This window comes from Spirosoma litoris, from assembly GCF_054776755.1.
In genome coordinates this window covers 124,737-142,582 of record NZ_BAAHBI010000005.1, presented here as the reverse complement: position 1 = coordinate 142,582, position 17,846 = coordinate 124,737, and the positions used below count along the sequence as shown (strand labels likewise).

Below are 17,846 nucleotides of genomic sequence, written 5' to 3'. Positions count from 1 at the left end.
TTAACAGTCCGGCAAAGTTAGTGTATTTGTGCTATTGTCGCTTTTTGGTCAACCTTGCCAGTAGGCGTTTCTAGAAATTGGTCAACGAAAATGATTTCTTTCGGGACAGCATAAGGGCCTAATTTCTCGCGAACCGTTGCCTGTATCGTCGCCCAGGTCACCCCGTCCAGGCTACTGTCTGCATTCTTCCTGCTCTCATGCTCCGTGCCCCGCGCTCCACGCTCATATAGCACCACCACGCGTTGCCCCAACCGTTCATCTGCCAGACCTGTTACGAAAAAACGACCGCTGTAGTTTTCGGAGTGGAGTGAACCCAGTACGTTATGAATTAGCTGTTCTACCTGTTCGGGCTGCACTTTAACACCCCCGCTGTTGATAACCCGGTCTGCCCGACCCAATAGTCGAAAATGCATAGGGTCGACTAGTTCAACGACATCGTTGGTTTGAATTCGCTCAAAATTTGTGGCAGCTGAGGTGATGTGTAAACAGCCCCGCTCGTCGGTCCCTAGGTCAACGCCAGCCAGGGCGGTAAATAAATCGCTGGCAGCTGGCCCATTGAGTCGGCGGAGAGCGATGTGTGAGACGCTCTCCGTCATGCCATAAGTAGCGTAAACAGGTGCCGTAATGACCTGAAGTGCTCGTTCAAGCGTTGGGCTTGTGGCGGCACCTCCTACCAAAATGGCCTTCATACCGTTCAAAATGGCCAGTTGGTCGGCGTCATTCTTTTCCAGAATAGTCTGCAACTGTAGGGGGACTAGTGCCGTAAAAGCAAAGTGATTGTCAGTTGCCTTAAAATCGCTCAGCGGATTACCGGTTGGTTCAACGATCGCTAGGGGAAGGCCAAGCTCCATACCACGCACCAGCATCATGACACCCGCTACGTAATGGATATTCAGACAAACAAGAGCTGTGTCGCCTGACTGCAAGCCAAGGGTTTGGCCAGTTAATCGGGCACTCGCCTGCATCTGCGCCCGTGTCAGCTGAATGGGTTTAGGCGTGCCTGTAGAGCCAGACGTATAGAGCGTAAATTCTTCCTGACCACTCAACCAAGCTCGACAAAAAGCCAGAGCTTCTTCCTCATAAGGCGTTTGTGCTAGAGGCCAGGAATCAGGCTTGATAGGAGAGAGGAACATTAATTATGCACCCGCAGGGTACCAGATGTGAGATTGGAGTCGATGATATACAGGGTTAGCGGCTGTTTGGCTGGCCCCGAAACTACTTTCCCATTGATATCGAAACGAGAAAGATCGAGTGGGCAATAGAATTGATTATCCGATACTTTGTAGATTAATTTTGTCCCTTCATACGTGCATTTCGCTGAAACGGCCACGTATTTTCCATCTTTAGTCTGCACGACCATGACATTTTCGACAATCACATAACCGCCTTTAACAAGCAGGTTCTGGTTGGTATTGTCATTCAGACTAAGTGTAAAATCAACTTTCTGGGTAGGGTCTGGCGTTGGTTCAGAGCTTCCCTGTCCGGCACAACCGGCCATACTACGTGTCAGAATAATTGACCCGATACTAGTGCCAACAAGTTTCAGAAATGCCTGTCGGGGCATTGTTGGCTGATCTGTGGATGGAAGGGTAGTTTCCATAACGGTTTTCGCGTACTTTTGTGGCATCACGCCGTTCAAGGTGTAAATATGCGTTATTTTTTGTCATTCAACGACAGCGAACAAAGACGTTTGCAGGGCGGTTACCCAATTACTAATTATGGAAGAAGCGAAAGTTATTATCAATCCGATTTCGCCGGATAAAGTTGCCGAAGCACCGGGCCTGCTGGAGTATGCACACACAGCGGGTAGCGCTATTATTCGCCCGGAAGATAAGGGCAAAATCACCGGACGCGCCGTGGCGGCCATGCGCGAACAAACCGACATGCAACTCAGCCAACTGTACAAGCAAATGCAGTTACTGGCCGAGCAGGCAACAGCCATTCGGAATCGAGTCGAAATCTCGGAGCGTATTTATTCCGCCCAGATGAATTTCGAACCCGTTGTTGGGCATACCTATCATTTTTATCAGCGTAAAAACGGCACCGATCTGCTATCCATGATTGGTCCGAATGAGTGGGGCCGCAAGTTTCCATTTGAGCGCTGCCTCGCCACTGTTCGCATGATGGCCGATCACACCTGGGATGTGCAGTATCACGAAGTTTCATTTAATGAGTGAAAGAGTGAATGAGCGAAAGAGTGCCGCTTTAGACTCTTGTAGGTTGCAGCCTGTTTTCGCTCATTCACTCTTTCGCTCTTTCACTCTTTAATTTATGCAAAGCAATTACCCCTGGGAAACCATTAAAGAATACGAGGAGATTCTGTTTAGCTATTACGACGGAATTGCCAAAATCAGTATCAACCGTCCACACAAGCGTAATGCTTTTACGCCCCTGACGGTCAGGGAAATGTCGGAAGCGATGGAAATTGCTCGGCAGGACGAACGCGTTGGTGTCGTTATCCTCACGGGTGAAGGGGGAGAAGCGTTCTGCTCTGGGGGCGATCAGTCGGTTCGTGGGCACGGGGGCTATGTTGGTGAAGACAAAGTGCCTCGCTTGAATGTCCTGGACCTGCAAATGCAAATCCGGCGGATTCCCAAACCTGTGATTGCGATGGTAGCCGGTTATGCGATTGGCGGTGGACACGTTTTGCACGTTGTCTGTGACCTGAGTATTGCGGCTGAAAACGCTCGTTTTGGCCAAACTGGTCCTAAAGTCGGCTCGTTCGATGGTGGGTTTGGCGCATCGTATCTGGCGCGGGTTGTTGGTCAGAAAAAGGCCCGCGAAATCTGGTTCTTATGTGATCAGTATGACGCACAGGAGGCTTTAGATATGGGGCTGGTTAACAAAGTTGTTCCGCTTGAACAACTGGAAGAAACAACAATTGCCTGGTGCCGTAAAATCCTGGAAAAAAGCCCCATTGCGCTTCGCATGCTGAAAGCTTCGTTCAATGCGGAACTAGATGGCCAGGCGGGTATTCAGCAATTGGCTGGCGATGCTACCTTGCTCTATTATCTTTCTGAAGAAGCGAAAGAAGGTAAAGATGCTTTCCTGGAAAAGCGCAAACCCGACTTCAGCAAGTTTCCGAAGTTTCCGTAATAAACAGCGGGTTTAGCCTGCTTCATTATAAAAGCCCTAACAAGAGCGTATAAAATCGCTGTTTGTTAGGGCTTTTTTCTGAAATGTATGGATTACAGTTTATAGAATTTTCAGGAAGATCAGGAGAAGTAAGGAAACTAACACCCCTAGCGAACATACTAACGTAATCATCCGTTTCCGAATGATAAAGCCAATGAGTGAGGCCCATGAAACCGTAGAAACCGCCTGCTGGCTACTTTAGGAAGTAGCTTATATACGATTACTATGGCTTACTTTCGACTCCTTTTGCTGGTGCTCCTTGCACAAGTGGCTGTAGCTCAGGAATCCAACTCCACGCTGAATCAAGATCCTGTTTTTACAACAATTCTGAAACGTCGGCTTAAATATCCTCGCCAGGCCCAGTTATCAAATCGGTACAATCGGGTTTTCGCTGGATTTAACGTCGATGATAGAGGGCGTGTTCAGGATATTTCAATTCTGAATCATAGTGTCGAAGGCGATTACGTGGGCTTTGAACAAACGATAATAACTGCTTTGAAAAAGCTACCATCGCTGAATCTACGGTATACTGGAAGTTATATTTTACCGATTTCGTTTATCCTGGTTGACTACCGACAAAAGGACAGGCAATTTGTCCCTAAAGACACCTTGTATGTTCAGGATTTGGCAGGCCGCGTTATCCTGAATGAAATTAAAGTTTTGGGGAGTAACGTAAATAGTAGCGAGCGAATCTTATCGGGGAGAACCTATTAAATTTTTTAACTAAACCGAGTTTTCTTAAACAAGATAGTTCGTTAACGAGGTACATGTAGCCTGTCAACGTGGTGTCGGTTTTGCGAAATCGACACCACGTTGAGGCAAAAGAACATACTATATTCGGTAAAATTCCGGGCAAGCAGCAGAATAATTTGAAAATCTGACGTTCACAGCTGGTATTGTCTGACCATTTTTGCGCAAAAACGTGTAGTTTTACCGTACAGCGTTCATCCTCATATACATAAGCGATCATGTCTACTCGTAGGAACTTCTTCCGCCAAACCGCAGCCGCAGCCACGGCTGCCCTGACTCTCCCACAGTTTTTACCCGAAACATTTGCCAGCCCTATTTCCACTGCTGATGTTGGACTAAAATCCGCGGCTCAGTGGGCGCAGGATGAAGATTTCTGGTCGTGGGTGAAATCAGAGTATACGGTATCGCCTACGTTGCTTAATCTAAACAATGGCGGTGTTTGTCCGCAACCAAAAGTTGTTCAGGATGCCCACATCCGATTTTACCAGTATTGTAACGAAGCTCCCTCGTATTACATGTGGCGGATACTGGATCAGGGCCGCGAATCGCTGCGTGAAAAACTAGCCGATTTAGGTGGCTGCTCACCCGAAGAAATTGCCATTAACCGGAACGCTACCGAAGGCTTGAACACGGTTATCTTCGGCCTGAATTTGAAAGCAGGGGATGAGGTTGTGCTTACTAAACAGGATTATCCGAACATGCTCAACGCCTGGAAACAGCGCGAAAAACGCGATGGCATCAAGCTGGTTTTTCTGGACTTAGAGCTGCCCAGTGAGGACGATAAATACCTGACGGAGCAATATGTCAAGGCGTTTACTCCCCGAACCAAAGTGGTTCATATTACCCACATGATCAACTGGATCGGGCAAGTGATGCCCGTTCGTAAAATTGCCGATGAGGCTCACAAGCGAGGTATTGAGGTGATTGCCGATGGGGCACACTCGTTCGCGTTATTCGATTTCAAAATTCCTGATCTTGGTGCCGATTACTATGCTACCAGCCTACACAAGTGGCTCTGCGCGCCTTTTGGTAGTGGTATGTTGTACATTAAGCAGAACAAGATTCGCAACGTCTGGGCGCTCCTGTCGAACAACGAGCCCGATGGACCAGATATTCGCAAATTCGAGAGTTTGGGCACACGATCGTTTGCTTCCGAAATGGCTATCGGTACTGCCGTTGATTTCCACAACAGCATTGGCTCGGCCCGTAAGTTTGCCAGGGCCCATTACCTCAAAAATTACTGGATGGAACGAGTTAAAGATGTGCCTGGGGTAAAACTCCATACATCACTCAAACCAGAATTTGCCGGTGCTGTTGGCTTGTTCTCCATCGATGGCATGAAAACCAGCGAAGTAGACGGGCAGTTGTTGAACAAGTATAAAATCCATACAACAGGCATCGATTGGGAAAATATTCATGGCGTAAGAGTAACCCCCCACGTGTATCATTCTCCCAAAGATCTCGACCGTTTGGTGGTCGCTATTACGCAAATAGCGGAGAAACAGGCTGTTGCCAGCAAGCAGAAAAAGAGCTAGAGTAGAAAAATAGAACGCGGATTTTTATGATTGCTATGGTTGATCCTAACTGATCGTGGCAATCATAAAAATCCGCGTTCTATTTTTAACGAATAATATGGTATACCCAATGGATGAGATTAAATGGGGAATTATTGGTTGCGGAGACGTAACCGAAGTAAAAAGTGGACCGGCTTTTACTAAAGTGCCGCATTCGAGTTTGGTGGCCGTTATGCGGAGAGATGCCGAAAAGGCCGCCGACTATGCCCAACGTCATAACGTGCCCACCTGGTACGACGATGCCGATGCCCTGATCAATGACCCGAATGTCAACGCTGTCTATGTGGCCACTCCGCCCGATACACATGCTGAGTACGCCATTCGGGCAATGCGCGCTGGGAAACCCGTTTACGTAGAAAAGCCAATGGCTCGCAATGCTGCCGAATGCGAAGCTATGAATCAGGTCAGTCGGGAAACGGGTATGCCACTGGTAGTTGCCTATTACCGTCGGTCGTTGCCGTATTTTCTGAAGATAAAAGAGCTAATCGATACGAAAGTTATTGGCGACATTCGATACGTTCGGATTCAGTTGAATTGGCAACCTTATGACGAAGAAGTGGGGGAGAATGCAAAACCCAGGTGGCGGGTCGATCCTGAAATATCGGGTGGCGGCCATTTCCATGACCTGGCTTCTCACCAATTCGATTATCTGGAATATGTACTTGGCCCTATCAAAACAGCCAGCGGAATTGCCCGAAATCAGGCAGGCTTATATCAGGCCGATGATATTGTTGTGGCCAATTTCGAATTCGAATCCGGCGTCCTGGGAACTGGAACCTGGTGCTACACCGTGAATAAAGAACAACGTATTGAAGAAACGGAGCTTATTGGTTCTAAAGGAAAGATTACTTTTTCCTTTTTTACAATGAATCTCATCAAAGTGGAAACGGAAGCAGGATCTGTCGAGTACACGATTCCAGCCCCAACAAACATACAACAGCCCCTCATTGAGTCGATCGTGAACGAGCTTCGGGGCGGAGGAAAAAGCCCTAGTACGGGCGAAACCGGCGCGCGATCCAATATGATTCTGGATTGGATTACGGCGCGTTGATATGTAGTAAAGTTAGTGACCGTCGCTTCAAAAGGGCGTTACTGTCAGAGGCCCTTCGCCAACTTGAAGGCCAGCCTACTGTTGGGATCAAGCTGCGCCAAAGTCAATATCTTTGGCAGACCTACTGGCAAGGCAGTATCGACTTATCCGCCCCAGGCACGCTCCTTTACCGATGATAGGCACCGCACCGACGACCCGGCCGTATGGAACTGGGTCGTAAGTGGTGTTTGCCATGCGCTGAATCAAGCCTTCTTTCAAGCGCAACAGGTTGGTCAAGAGTATGTTGGTTAAGAATTGCTAGGCTGTTTTGCTGATCCAAAACGCGTTATTCAGCTAACGGCATACCCCTACATTAGAAATACGTCATAATCATTTCTAGTTGATATTATTTTAGGTCATTTCGCCCCGCAAAATAGTCAGTTCACGCATAGATCGATTAACAACAGTAGGCTTTCAGGGTAGGGTATTTTAGGTTTGCTCATGTCAGACTTTTTGACGTAAACCTTTTTTATTGGACTTTCCCCTACTTACCTATGAAAACTAAAGCTACCTGTCTATTACTGTTTGCATCTGCTTACGGCTTACTTAGCTGCTCACAAAATGCAACCGAAGAAGCGTTGAAAATATTGCCTATAGTTAATGTTGAACGACCAGAAGAAGCTTTCCCACGTCAACGGGGAACACTTCAAGCAGGTACGTTGAATGGTGAGAAAATTACGTATTCACTAATCAACGGACAGGCGGTTTTCCAAAATGATATACTGGTAAATCCAGATAGTATTGATGATTCAGCGGATTTGTCTACCCAAGCCATAAAAGGAACTGGACGCACAAAGTTATCCTCCCGCTGGCCCAATAAAACAGTTTATTATGCTATCGATCCTGCACTCCCTGATCAGGCTCGAGTATATAATGCTATTGCACACTGGGAGTCCAATACCTCTATCCGGTTTGTGCTCCGTACAACGCAACGCGGTTATGTGCTGTTCCGCCCAGGTCCAGGTTGCTCATCAAATGTGGGTTATGCTGGAGGTCTGCAATACATAAACTTAGCGAACACTTGTTCTACGGGCAATACGATTCATGAAATTGGGCACACTGTTGGTCTATGGCATGAACATACTCGTGCCGATCGTGACACTTATATTACAATCAATACAGGCAACATTACTAGTGGATACGAAACGGACTTCCAAACTTATAAGCAACGAGGTATGGACGGTTTTGACTATGTCGGAGGATTGGATTTTGGCTCAATCATGCTATACGGCTCCTTTGACTTTTCAAGAAACGGTTTGCCCACTATTGTGAAGAAAGACGGATCAACGTTTATACGTCAGCGTCAGTCTTTGTCAGCAATAGACATTGCCACAGTTCAATCAATGTATCCTTGAATTGATGATTGGTGTACAACTTGCTTCGCTACTGTTTTTGCGTTTGGGTTTAGATAAGAACTCTGATTAGCAGATTATATGTTTACGAAATATTATGATAGGTAAATTAAAGGATGATTAGAATAATATATTTATTTATATTATTACTTATTATTTTTCAATAATGAATTATGTGAATAAATTTGTCGCTCTAAGCTGATTGTCAATAGGTACTGGGCGTTACTAAGTCAATTCAGAGAATTGTCCATTTTGTATTAGTTCGCCAAAATCTTTTCTTTTCATCAAGTTCTGAGAATAGCCAACTATCTCAATTACTATAGTATATAGTCAGCCTTAAGTCCTCATACTCAACAAATTCTATTTAATTGGGGTGCTGCACTCGACAACAAAGCATTGCTGAGTGCAATGAGTCATTAGGTCTTATTCACACATGTTGACGCAAATACTAATTATTGAAGACGTACCGCAAATTCGGGAAAACGTAGCTGAGCAATTGACCTTGAATGGATATGATGTACGAACGGCCGAAGATGGCGTAACTGGTCTGGTACAAGCCAAACAATGGCTTCCCAATCTGATTCTATGTGATATTATGATGGGAAATATGAATGGTTATCAGGTGCTTGAGGGTATCCGTACTAATCCGGAAACAGCTCATATTCCATTTATTTTTTTAACGGCTAAAGCAGACATGGTGCACTTGCGAGAAGGTATGGAGCTAGGCGCCGATGATTACGTGACGAAGCCTTTCCTATTACGGGATTTACTTAACGCGATTGAGAGCCGACTGAAAAGAAACCAGGAACAGGGGAATACTGCCAAGGCATCACATGCTTATTTAAGATCAATCCGTGGCAGGGATGGTAAAGGATGTATGCTACTAAGCACAGAAGAGTGTGTTTATTTCGGCACGCATAAGCGAGGGTATTTTGTTTATCATCCACTCGGAAATTTTCAGATTGATATGAGCTTAGATACGCTTATCGCTAAGCTTAATCCGAATCATTTTTTTCGGGTAAACCGACATGCCATTTTGCACCGGAAAAGTATCCAGAAATACACGTATTGGGATAAGGGTAAGCACTGTTTACTAATTGATGTTGGGGGGAGACACCAGGAAGTGATTTTGCCCAAAGCACGTTTTCGTTCCTTTAAAGACTGGTTAGCCCAGTAAATAACAACAAGTTATAGGATAATGATCGGTGCGCATTTTTGGAAATTCAGGCACTATTAATCGAAGTGACAAAAAAGACGAAGCGGACAGCTTAGTTACCTAACTAAATGGAATCTAGCAGGAGAAAGGTAAATTAATGGAGAAATATTTACAGTTTTGGTTCAATGCGTCTTCAAAAGGGGTTGCTTTTTTAGAACCTATATGGAACCAGCATAAAATCATCATTGACTTTCGCTATACATTAGTCAATAAGACCTTTGCTCAACTGACTCGACAAACGCAGGAAGAACTTATTGGCCAAATTGTTAAACCAGCTAGCCAGCAAAACGAATTTTTTGGGTCGCTCGTGCAAACCATTCAAACAGGCGAAACGCAGCGAATACTAAAGCAATATCATCGAAATGGCGAAAGCATATGGCATGAAATAACGTTAACCCGTATGGAAGACCATGTCATGGTGGTTGTTCAGGATGTTAGTGAACAGAAGCAAGCTGATCATAACCTGCAGCGACGACTGATTATGGAGTCGCTTATTTCAACTGTAGCAAGTCGATTTATAACACTTAAATCCGACGAAGCAACTAATTACATTGTTGAAGCTCTGAAGATAATAAGCGAATATGTAAATGCCGAGCGTGCATCGGTATTTATGTACAGCGATGATTATCAGGAAGGGAGTTGCGTACACGAATGGTGTGCTCCAGGACATCAATCCAGAAAGGATAAAATACAGACTAGACCACGCGAATGCTTTGACTGGATGCGACCGAAGCTGGAGAAGGGTGAGATGATTCGCTTACAGATCGACGAGCTCACGCCCGAACAAACCCAGGAAAGGACTTTTTTTGAGTTTATCTCGGTGCGATCAATAATCGCCATCCCCATAATTCAGGAACAGAAAACGCAGGGATTTATCGGATTTTATACGATTAGTAAGCCGCCTATCTGGGATCAAAATGACGTTTCCTTGTTAGGCACATTTAGTACGTTAATCGCTAACGTGCTGTTACGATTGCAACAGGAAACGGCTTTACAACGTGTAAATCATCGTCTGGAAGGCCTACATGCCGTAGATCAGGCTTTACTCAACTCCCGAATGGCTGAACAGCCTCCACTGTCGATTGCCATGAAATATATGTATGGCCTGGTGCCCTGTAATCGAATTTCGGTATTTCACATCAATAGAGAAACGGGTCTGGCAGAAGCTAAATGCCGGGTTGTTGATGGAGAGCTAGACATTGCCCCCACTATTGCTGTCCCCGCACATTATTTTGATGACCGGTTTACGCAAAGCAAAGTGCCGGCAGAATTCATCTACTATCCTGATGTACAGGCAGACTCAACGGGCATACCTCCTAAACTGCTATCTAACCTAACCGGCTTCCGTTCGCAGGTAACTATTCCCTTATACAGCAAGAAAGAATGCATTGGGGTTTTCACGCTAATGTCAGTCGTCCCCAATTTTTTTACTGAAGAGTATCTCCAAATCGCTCAGGAATTAGCCGGGCTACTGGCCATTGTTTTATATCAGCAACAATTAGATAAGCAACTAAAACTGTATACTGAAAAGCTTGAATTGCGGGTAGAAGAACGAACGCAGGAGGTCAGACGATTATCCACGTTACACCAGGCAATTCTTAGGCACGCCGGTCAGGCGATTGTATCAACTGACTTTAGTGGAGTGATACAGACGGCTAATCAAGCTTGTGAGCATTTGTTGGGCTATCGACCCGACGAATTGATTGGATGGCAGGCTTACCTGGAAGTAGGGCAGGCCGATAATTCGGTGCCGATTGTTAGCTATGGGCCAGTTCAACCGGGAAATCGTCCGGTCACTATTTTCACGGAAGCTTTAGCTTCCCAAGGTTATTTCTATTGCGAATGTATAGCCATTACTAAATCAGGTAGCCGAATTCCAATCTTATTGGCTGCCAGTGCTTTGCAGGATGAGGACGGCACTGTTATAGGTTATATGGGCATTTCTACCGACATATCGGCCCTGAAAAAAGTGCAAGGTAAACTTCAGCAAAAGAATCAGGCACTGAATAGTTTTTTTGAAGGTGCGTTGGACATGCATTGCATTGCTGATAGTAAGGGGAATATATCGGCCGTCAATCGGGCTTTTCAGACTACACTCGGCTATTCGGCAACCGAATTAATGAGTATCCCTTTTTTAGAACTAATTCACGCGGATGAGCAGAAGTTTGTTTATAAGAATCTGTTAGTGAACATTCTGGACCAACCTGTTCGCAACCAGATTAACCGAATGCGCAGAAAAGATGGATCCTACCGGATCATTGAATGGAATGCGATTGGCATTAATCAGGTCGTGTATGGCTCTGCACGCGATATCACTGAACGACAGGAAACGGACATGCAGCTTCGGAGCCTGAATCAGCGTTTACAATTAGCTACACAAGCAGCAGGTCAGGGCCTCTGGGAAAATGATTTAGTAACAGGGGCTTTATTTTGGGATGACCACTTGTGGCAGATTTTTGGGGAGGAATACCGTCAGCCAGACTGGAGTTTTGAAAAGTTCCTAAACATTATTCATCCCGACGATCTGCCCAATTTTCTAAAGCGTTCTCATTTAGGGGCGCCAGGAAATAAGATTTCAAACGTGAGCCGAATTTTCCGGCCAGATGGAAGTATTCGCTACATTGAATCGAGTGGGCTGATCACTCGGTATGAACAGGGCCGCCCATTACGAGCAATTGGTGTTGCCTGGGACGTAACTGAAAGAGAGCTTACCGAAGCTGCGGTGCAGGAAAGCGAGCAGCGGTTTAGAGAAATCGCCGATAATGTTGACGAAGTCTTCTGGATTCATGCCACCAATCCCTTTCGGCTACTTTATGTGAACCCAGCTTATGAGCGTATATGGCATCGGACTTGCCAAAGCCTGTACGAAAACCCGCTTTCGTTTCTCGAATCGATTTATGAAGAAGACAAACCAGTTGTTGAAAAGGCCTATAGTCAATACGGTCTAGGCGAGGAAATCAGCGTTCAATTCCGGGGTGTCAGGCCAGATAATTCGTTGTTCTGGGTATCGATCCGTACTTTTAGTATTCGCGATGAAACAGGAAAAACCATACGCCAGATTGGGCTTTCCAATGACATCACGAGCCAGAAAGAGACAGAACTGATTTTGCAACAATCCTTACAACAGGAACAGGAGCTGAATCAACTCAAGTCGCAGTTTGTAGCTACTGCCTCCCATGAGTTCCGAACACCTTTAGCGACGATTCAGTCGAGTGTTGATTTAATCAAACTCTATCTCGAAAAGCCAATTTCTACCGCGAATGGATCGATTCAAAAGCACCTGGCGGTTATTGAAAAAGAGGTTGATCAATTCAATAATCTCCTTACCGACATATTGACAATAGGTAGAATCGAATCTCGAAAAGTGAATTTCGCACCTAGGCTAGTAGATGCCCTACTGCTCTGTGAAGAACTAATTAGTACCCATTTTAGCCACCGCAATGATCATCGTGTAGTCGAATTCATCGTAAAAGGCACCCCTCAGAACGTTTATATAGACGATAAATTAATGCGTCATGTACTGGTTAATTTATTGTCGAACGCTTTTAAATTTTCGAAAAGTAATCCCGTCTTACGCCTAATTTTTAACGAGCAAAGTCTTGTTTTTGAGATTGTCGATAAAGGAATTGGTATACCAGGCAAAGAGCTCTCGGCCCTATTTCAGGCATTTTTTCGGGCCAGTAATACAAACGGTATTCCAGGCACAGGTTTGGGCTTAGTTATTGTCAAACAGTTCGTTGAACTCCATGGGGGAAATTTTGACATTCAGAGCGAAGAGAAAAAGGGTACTTTTTGTACCGTTTCCTTACCTGTTTAATTGATAAATCCAATGCTCTTAAGCCATTAGTTGACGGTAAAGCCATTGACAGACCATTCAAAATACATTATGCATTCATGGCAACGCAAATTTTACTCATTGAAGACGACGTTCAGATGCGGGAGAATGTAGAGGAGCTACTGACCTTGCAGGGATTTCAGGTAGAAACGGCTACCAACGGGCGGGAAGGAATTAGTCAGGCTTTGCTTCATTCACCAGATTTGATACTCTGTGATATCATGATGCCTGAAGTTAGTGGCTATCAGGTACTGGAAGTCGTCCGTACAAATTACCTGATCTCGAATGTTCCATTTATATTTCTGACTGCCAAATCAGATCCAACTGATTTGCGTCGGGGAATGGATTTAGGCGCTGATGATTATCTAACGAAGCCGTTTACGTCTCAAAATTTGTTGAATACCATTGAAAGCCGGCTGAAGCGGGAAGACCTGCGAAAAGCTCTTCTAAAAACCCAGATCAATACATTTCAGCAAAAACTAGCTTCAGCAGCGACGCATGAATACAATACAGCGCTGGCGGGTATTATAGGCTTCTCATCGTTATTAGCTGAAAATTTCCAACAGTTTACCGCAGCAGAAACGTTGTCTATGATGTCTATGATAAAGATTAGTGGGCTGCGGTTGAAACGCTCACTGGATACGATTCAACGGATGGATTTATTACAGCAGCTAGACCCCGCTCACGAGGCTTATTCTTATTTCTCGACTGGCAACTCATTTATTACAGCCGAGGAGGTTGAGCATGTTGCCCAATCAGTATCTGAAAGACAAGACCGAGTACTTGATTATCACTTAAGCATACAAAGTGCTCAATTGCGTATTTCTGAGGATAACCTTCGTATTTGCCTTGAAGAGTTAATTGATAATGCCTTCAAGTTCTCCGATCCGATGCAAAAAGTGTCGTTGACTGGCGAATGCGAAGGAAGTCAGTATCGTCTAACATTCATCAATACAGGTCAGCCTTTCAAACAAGACTATTATAATCAAATTGCCCCCTACATGCAATTTGAACGTCAACGCTATGAGCAACAAGGTTTTGGATTGGGCTTAGCAATTGTCAAAAAGATTTTGGAATTAAATCAGGGACGCCTAACTATTAGTAGCTTACTCGTTGAGGAAACGTCTGTATCAATCTGTTTACCGATTATATCTTGACATAGTAAAACAGTTCAACAGCATTGTAGAAAGGTGTACTAGTACTCGTCCAATTTAGTTTCTATAGATTCTTTGGATTCTATCGTCTTTGATTATCAGCACAATAGAATCAACCGCGCGGGCGGCCCCGAGAATCTATAAAATCCCCTAGAATCTATTTTGCCAAAGCACTAGTCAACCCTGTTGTATGCCTTCTACACATATAAAAGGAGGCTGGGCAGATGGGTGTCGATCAAACGCCTACAAATGCCTTCAATCGGGAGGTCTAAAGGCGACAACTGACAATTAAATTTACCCCCTCACTGTCAGATCAAGTAGTGGCTACTACAAATTAGTTGGCTGTGGATTCTGCAATTCCAGTCAATTATCTAAGTTCAACCATAGTTTGCTATAAATGAGGATCGTTCTGATATCGTTCAACTGCTGTTTTGTACTCTTCTTCTTTTTCTGCAGCCATACGCTTGACAGCCGCTGAGACTCGTTCATACGCTGCTTGATTCTCAATTTTAGGTGGTTGGGTTTTCATCATCTTCATAATCTGCCTCTCCCAATATATAAAAGAGTTGACTAGGTCAAAGACCCAGTTCCAGACAAAATATTTTACATACAAATGCAGAATTAATACGCTCATTTTACATACATTTGGAGAGTTAATCAAATCGAAAGAATAACCGAACAAGCCCATGAAGGGGAGTAACCTGGGGGAATTTGAAGAATTAGTGCTGCTGACAATTGCTGCACTCGTTAACGACGCCTATAGTGTAGCCGTTTGCGATGAACTGGAAAAACATACAGGGCGGGCCACGAAGCTAGGTGTTGTGCACGCTGTTCTGAATCGATTGGAAGAGAAGGGGTTGGTGAAAAGCCGAATGGGCGAAGCAACTAGCACGCGAGGGGGTAAACGCAAACGCTATTACGAGGTTACACACGCGGGCAAAATTGCTCTGACCAATGCCAAAGAGGTTCGGGAATCACTCTGGCGGATAATCCCCGGCTTCAATTTGGAGGGCTCAATATGAAACGATATGACACTCAATACGATTGCCCGATAGATCAAACTGATCAACCCGAACCGCCCCGTTGGGCGCAACGCCTGATTAGCTGGTATTGTCGCCCCGAGTTACTTGAGGATTTGCAAGGCGATTTGAATGAATATTTTGAGCGAAACGTGAAAGCGAAAGGTGCCAAGCGTGCCCGGTTGATTTACTGCCTGGATGCCCTCAAGTTCTTCAGATTATATACGATTCGAAAACCTGATTTTTTAAACCTTTTCATTCACTGGATCATGATTGGCAGCTATCTTAAAACATCCCGGCGCAGTCTGGTGCGCAATAAGTTATTTTCCTTCATCAACATCTTCGGATTAGCTGTCAGCATGTCGGTGAGTTTGCTTGTTATTTCGCTGATCTCTGATCTGCTCTCTTACGATGACTTTCAGTTGAAGAAAAATAGAACCTACCGAGTCCTTACTACCTTTCAGAATTTAGATCAGCCTGCTGAGGAGCTAGCTTCTACTTCCGTAAAGGTTGGGCAGGAAATTCGGAAAGCGGTAGCGGGCGTAGAAGAGCTAACCATTTTTCGTAATGGGTTTGGTGGAGATGCGCACATAGGCGAAACCGTAATACCCCTTGGAGCTTATTGGGCCGATAATTCGTTCCTCAAGGTCTTTTCATTCCCATTACTAAAAGGCGATCCGGCCACGGCCCTCAAAGAGCCTTATTCGTTGGTGCTGACCGAAAAAACGGCCAAAAAGATGTTTGGCGATGTTGACCCATTAGGCAAATTCGTCCGATTTGATTCGCTGAATTATACGGTTACAGGTGTGGCGAAAGATGTTCCGAAGTTGTCGCACATGCGATTCGATGCGCTTGTTTCGTTTGCTACCGCCGATGCATTACTGGCCAAAAATGACCCGAATTTTTATAGTTGGGAAAATGTCTGGCAGAACTACGTTTACATAAATCTGCCGGAAGGAAGTAATCCTGTTGCGTTACAAGCGACGCTAGATAAACTGAACAAGAAGGAGAATGCTGCCATAAAAAATAAAAAGTATATCGTGGCGCTTCAACCGTTGAACGATGTCGTATTAAGCCGACGGCTCGGTAACACAATTGGGCCTAATATTCGGCCACTAGTCATTTGGATTCTGGGTGGCCTGGCATTTGTCATTATTTTATCGGCTTGTTTTAATTACACAAATCTGTCCATTGCCCGTTCGCTCCGGCGCTCTCGTGAAGTTGGCGTTCGTAAAATTATTGGTGCCATGAAAAGTCATGTACTTGGGCAGTTCATGACCGAATCAGTTATTATTGCCCTGATAGCGCTGGTGTTTTCCTTTGGCCTGTTTTTGTTCTTACGCGAGCAATTCCTATCCCTCGATCCACATATTGCTGATCTGGTCGAACTCAATTTATCGCCCCGAATCATTCTTTACTTTGTGATCTTCGCTGCGTTGGTTGGGCTTGCCGCCGGGTTTTTGCCTGCTGTGTTTTTCTCCCGAATCAACGCACTCCAGGTCATAAAAGACGTCTCAACGGTAAAGGTATTTCAGCGGGTTACGATGCGTAAAGCACTGATTGTGATTCAGTACACCTTCTCGCTGATTTTCATTGTCACAACCCTGATAGGCTATAATCAATACCGGGGACTTGTGCTGTTCGATCTGGGCTTTACCACCGACAATATTTTAAATATTGAGTTGCAGGGTAATAAAGGAAACGTGTTAGCCAAAGAGTTTTCGCAAATTCCGGCTGTACGTGGTGTTTCCCGCTCAATGATGATTACCAGCCTGGGAAGTATGCACGGTACAAATATGAAATATACCGATCCCCGAGATTCTGCAATGGTTTGGCTAAATATGGTCGATGAGCATTATTTGCCCTTACATAGTCACAAACTGATTGCTGGAGGAAATTTTACTTTACGTCCCAAAAAAGGAGAGGAAAGTGAAGTTATTGTAAATGAGCAGGTGCTGAAACGGTTCAATATTGCCAAAAGAAACCCTGAAAAAGCGCTAGGTAAAGTGGTTACTGTAGATGGTAACAAACTCACCATTGTAGGCGTACTAAAGGATTTTCATTACGGAACAATGGATAAGAAGATTGAACCCGTCATATTCCGGTTCCTGACCGATGAGACCTGGGGGTATCTGAATGTCAAAATTGCTTCGAATGATTTAGCTGCTACGATGGCAAGTATCGACAATGTCTGGCGCAAGATCGACAAGGTTCATCCATTGGAGGCTAAATTTTATGATGATCAGATTGAGCTGGCTTACAGTCAATTCTCGGTCATGGTGAAGGTTATTGGGTTCATTGCCTTCCTCGCCATTTGTATTGCCTCACTTGGCTTGTTTGGTATGGTTGTCTTCACCACCGAAACCCGATTAAAGGAAATCAGCATCCGGAAAGTGTTGGGAGCAACCGAAGGCGGGCTGGTCTTTTTACTAAGCAAAGGATTTTTAGGATTGCTGCTGATCGCGAGTTTGGTGGCACTTCCAGTAACTTACTACTTCTTCGACCAAGTCGTTCTGACCAGCTTCGCCTATCACCAACCCATCGGGTTGAGTGACCTATTGATCAGTGTATTGATCGTGATGACATTGGCCTTTTTACTGATCGGTTCCCAAACGTTAAAAGCCGCCAGAAACAATCCGGCTAAGGTATTGAAGAGCGAGTAGAGACGCAATCCCTTGCGTCTCCTATGCGTCAGCAAAGCCATACTGGATAATGAGACGC

15 protein-coding genes are annotated in these 17,846 nt (G+C 45.0%); 12 read left to right on the top strand and 3 right to left on the bottom strand.

Translation table 11 applies throughout. The features are described 5' to 3' along the window. Window positions 1–17: 17 nt before the first annotated feature. Window positions 18–1,133 (bottom strand): AMP-binding protein, encoded by a 1,116-nt coding sequence (locus ACYVGR_RS03225; protein ID WP_460953839.1) that lies wholly within the window; start codon window positions 1,131–1,133, stop codon window positions 18–20. Continuing rightward, window positions 1,133–1,600, bottom strand: a complete 468-nt coding sequence (locus ACYVGR_RS03220; protein WP_460953838.1) for a QcrA and Rieske domain-containing protein — start codon at window positions 1,598–1,600, stop codon at window positions 1,133–1,135. The genes ACYVGR_RS03225 and ACYVGR_RS03220 overlap by 1 nt, the downstream gene beginning before the upstream one ends. A 118-nt stretch (window positions 1,601–1,718) precedes the next feature. Here ACYVGR_RS03220 and ACYVGR_RS03215 point away from each other — a divergent pair, with 118 nt between their 5' ends. From ACYVGR_RS03215 to ACYVGR_RS03170, 10 genes are all read left to right on the top strand, one after another. Beyond that, window positions 1,719–2,177 (top strand): DUF2452 domain-containing protein, encoded by a 459-nt coding sequence (locus ACYVGR_RS03215; protein WP_460953837.1) that lies wholly within the window; start codon window positions 1,719–1,721, stop codon window positions 2,175–2,177. 94 nt (window positions 2,178–2,271) lie between these two features. Further along, complete coding sequence (gene menB / locus ACYVGR_RS03210; protein WP_460953836.1) at window positions 2,272–3,096, top strand: 1,4-dihydroxy-2-naphthoyl-CoA synthase; 825 nt, start codon at window positions 2,272–2,274, stop codon at window positions 3,094–3,096. Between the two features lie 264 nt (window positions 3,097–3,360). Then, a complete protein-coding gene (locus ACYVGR_RS03205; protein ID WP_460953835.1) occupies window positions 3,361–3,849 on the top strand; it encodes an energy transducer TonB in 489 nt (162 codons plus the stop codon). A gap of 254 nt (window positions 3,850–4,103) precedes the next feature. Beyond that, on the top strand, window positions 4,104–5,420 hold the full coding sequence (locus tag ACYVGR_RS03200) for an aminotransferase class V-fold PLP-dependent enzyme (RefSeq protein WP_460953834.1): 1,317 nt from the start codon (window positions 4,104–4,106) through the stop codon (window positions 5,418–5,420). Window positions 5,421–5,529: 109 nt separating this feature from the next. Further along, window positions 5,530–6,510: a Gfo/Idh/MocA family protein gene (locus ACYVGR_RS03195; protein WP_460953833.1), complete on the top strand. Its 981-nt coding sequence runs from the start codon at window positions 5,530–5,532 to the stop codon at window positions 6,508–6,510. Window positions 6,511–6,573: 63 nt separating this feature from the next. Next, window positions 6,574–6,801, top strand: coding sequence for a hypothetical protein (locus tag ACYVGR_RS03190; RefSeq protein WP_460953832.1), 228 nt, complete (start codon window positions 6,574–6,576; stop codon window positions 6,799–6,801). A gap of 242 nt (window positions 6,802–7,043) precedes the next feature. Continuing rightward, on the top strand, window positions 7,044–7,904 hold the full coding sequence (locus tag ACYVGR_RS03185; RefSeq protein ID WP_460953831.1) for a M12 family metallopeptidase: 861 nt from the start codon (window positions 7,044–7,046) through the stop codon (window positions 7,902–7,904). Between the two features lie 430 nt (window positions 7,905–8,334). Further along, the gene (locus tag ACYVGR_RS03180) at window positions 8,335–9,078 is read left to right on the top strand and encodes a response regulator (RefSeq protein ID WP_460953830.1); all 744 of its coding nucleotides are present in this window, start codon (window positions 8,335–8,337) and stop codon (window positions 9,076–9,078) included. A gap of 136 nt (window positions 9,079–9,214) precedes the next feature. After that, window positions 9,215–12,934: a PAS domain S-box protein gene (locus tag ACYVGR_RS03175; RefSeq protein ID WP_460953829.1), complete on the top strand. Its 3,720-nt coding sequence runs from the start codon at window positions 9,215–9,217 to the stop codon at window positions 12,932–12,934. A gap of 77 nt (window positions 12,935–13,011) precedes the next feature. After that, window positions 13,012–14,109, top strand: coding sequence for a hybrid sensor histidine kinase/response regulator (locus ACYVGR_RS03170; RefSeq protein ID WP_460953828.1), 1,098 nt, complete (start codon window positions 13,012–13,014; stop codon window positions 14,107–14,109). A 388-nt stretch (window positions 14,110–14,497) separates the two neighbouring features. Here ACYVGR_RS03170 and ACYVGR_RS03165 read toward each other — a convergent pair whose 3' ends face one another. Continuing rightward, on the bottom strand, window positions 14,498–14,740 hold the full coding sequence (locus tag ACYVGR_RS03165) for a hypothetical protein (RefSeq protein WP_460953827.1): 243 nt from the start codon (window positions 14,738–14,740) through the stop codon (window positions 14,498–14,500). 52 nt (window positions 14,741–14,792) lie between these two features. Here ACYVGR_RS03165 and ACYVGR_RS03160 point away from each other — a divergent pair, with 52 nt between their 5' ends. Next, window positions 14,793–15,128, top strand: coding sequence for a PadR family transcriptional regulator (locus ACYVGR_RS03160; RefSeq protein WP_460953826.1), 336 nt, complete (start codon window positions 14,793–14,795; stop codon window positions 15,126–15,128). Further along, a complete protein-coding gene (locus ACYVGR_RS03155; RefSeq protein ID WP_460953825.1) occupies window positions 15,125–17,788 on the top strand; it encodes an ABC transporter permease in 2,664 nt (887 codons plus the stop codon). Before ACYVGR_RS03160 ends, ACYVGR_RS03155 begins: the two co-directional genes overlap by 4 nt. Window positions 17,789–17,846 lie beyond the last annotated feature (58 nt).

Excerpts from the sequence above, each read along its gene's own strand:
- ACYVGR_RS03225 (WP_460953839.1), bottom strand. The coding sequence starts at position 1,133 with ATGTTCCTCTCTCCTATCAAGCCTGATTCCTGGCCTCTAGCACAAACG.
- ACYVGR_RS03220 (WP_460953838.1), bottom strand. The coding sequence starts at position 1,600 with ATGGAAACTACCCTTCCATCCACAGATCAGCCAACAATGCCCCGACAG.
- ACYVGR_RS03215 (WP_460953837.1), top strand. The coding sequence starts at position 1,719 with ATGGAAGAAGCGAAAGTTATTATCAATCCGATTTCGCCGGATAAAGTT.
- menB (WP_460953836.1), top strand. The coding sequence starts at position 2,272 with ATGCAAAGCAATTACCCCTGGGAAACCATTAAAGAATACGAGGAGATT.
- ACYVGR_RS03205 (WP_460953835.1), top strand. The coding sequence starts at position 3,361 with ATGGCTTACTTTCGACTCCTTTTGCTGGTGCTCCTTGCACAAGTGGCT.
- ACYVGR_RS03200 (WP_460953834.1), top strand. The coding sequence starts at position 4,104 with ATGTCTACTCGTAGGAACTTCTTCCGCCAAACCGCAGCCGCAGCCACG.
- ACYVGR_RS03195 (WP_460953833.1), top strand. The coding sequence starts at position 5,530 with ATGGATGAGATTAAATGGGGAATTATTGGTTGCGGAGACGTAACCGAA.
- ACYVGR_RS03185 (WP_460953831.1), top strand. The coding sequence starts at position 7,044 with ATGAAAACTAAAGCTACCTGTCTATTACTGTTTGCATCTGCTTACGGC.
- ACYVGR_RS03180 (WP_460953830.1), top strand. The coding sequence starts at position 8,335 with ATGTTGACGCAAATACTAATTATTGAAGACGTACCGCAAATTCGGGAA.
- ACYVGR_RS03175 (WP_460953829.1), top strand. The coding sequence starts at position 9,215 with ATGGAGAAATATTTACAGTTTTGGTTCAATGCGTCTTCAAAAGGGGTT.
- ACYVGR_RS03170 (WP_460953828.1), top strand. The coding sequence starts at position 13,012 with ATGGCAACGCAAATTTTACTCATTGAAGACGACGTTCAGATGCGGGAG.
- ACYVGR_RS03165 (WP_460953827.1), bottom strand. The coding sequence starts at position 14,740 with ATGAGCGTATTAATTCTGCATTTGTATGTAAAATATTTTGTCTGGAAC.
- ACYVGR_RS03160 (WP_460953826.1), top strand. The coding sequence starts at position 14,793 with ATGAAGGGGAGTAACCTGGGGGAATTTGAAGAATTAGTGCTGCTGACA.
- ACYVGR_RS03155 (WP_460953825.1), top strand. The coding sequence starts at position 15,125 with ATGAAACGATATGACACTCAATACGATTGCCCGATAGATCAAACTGAT.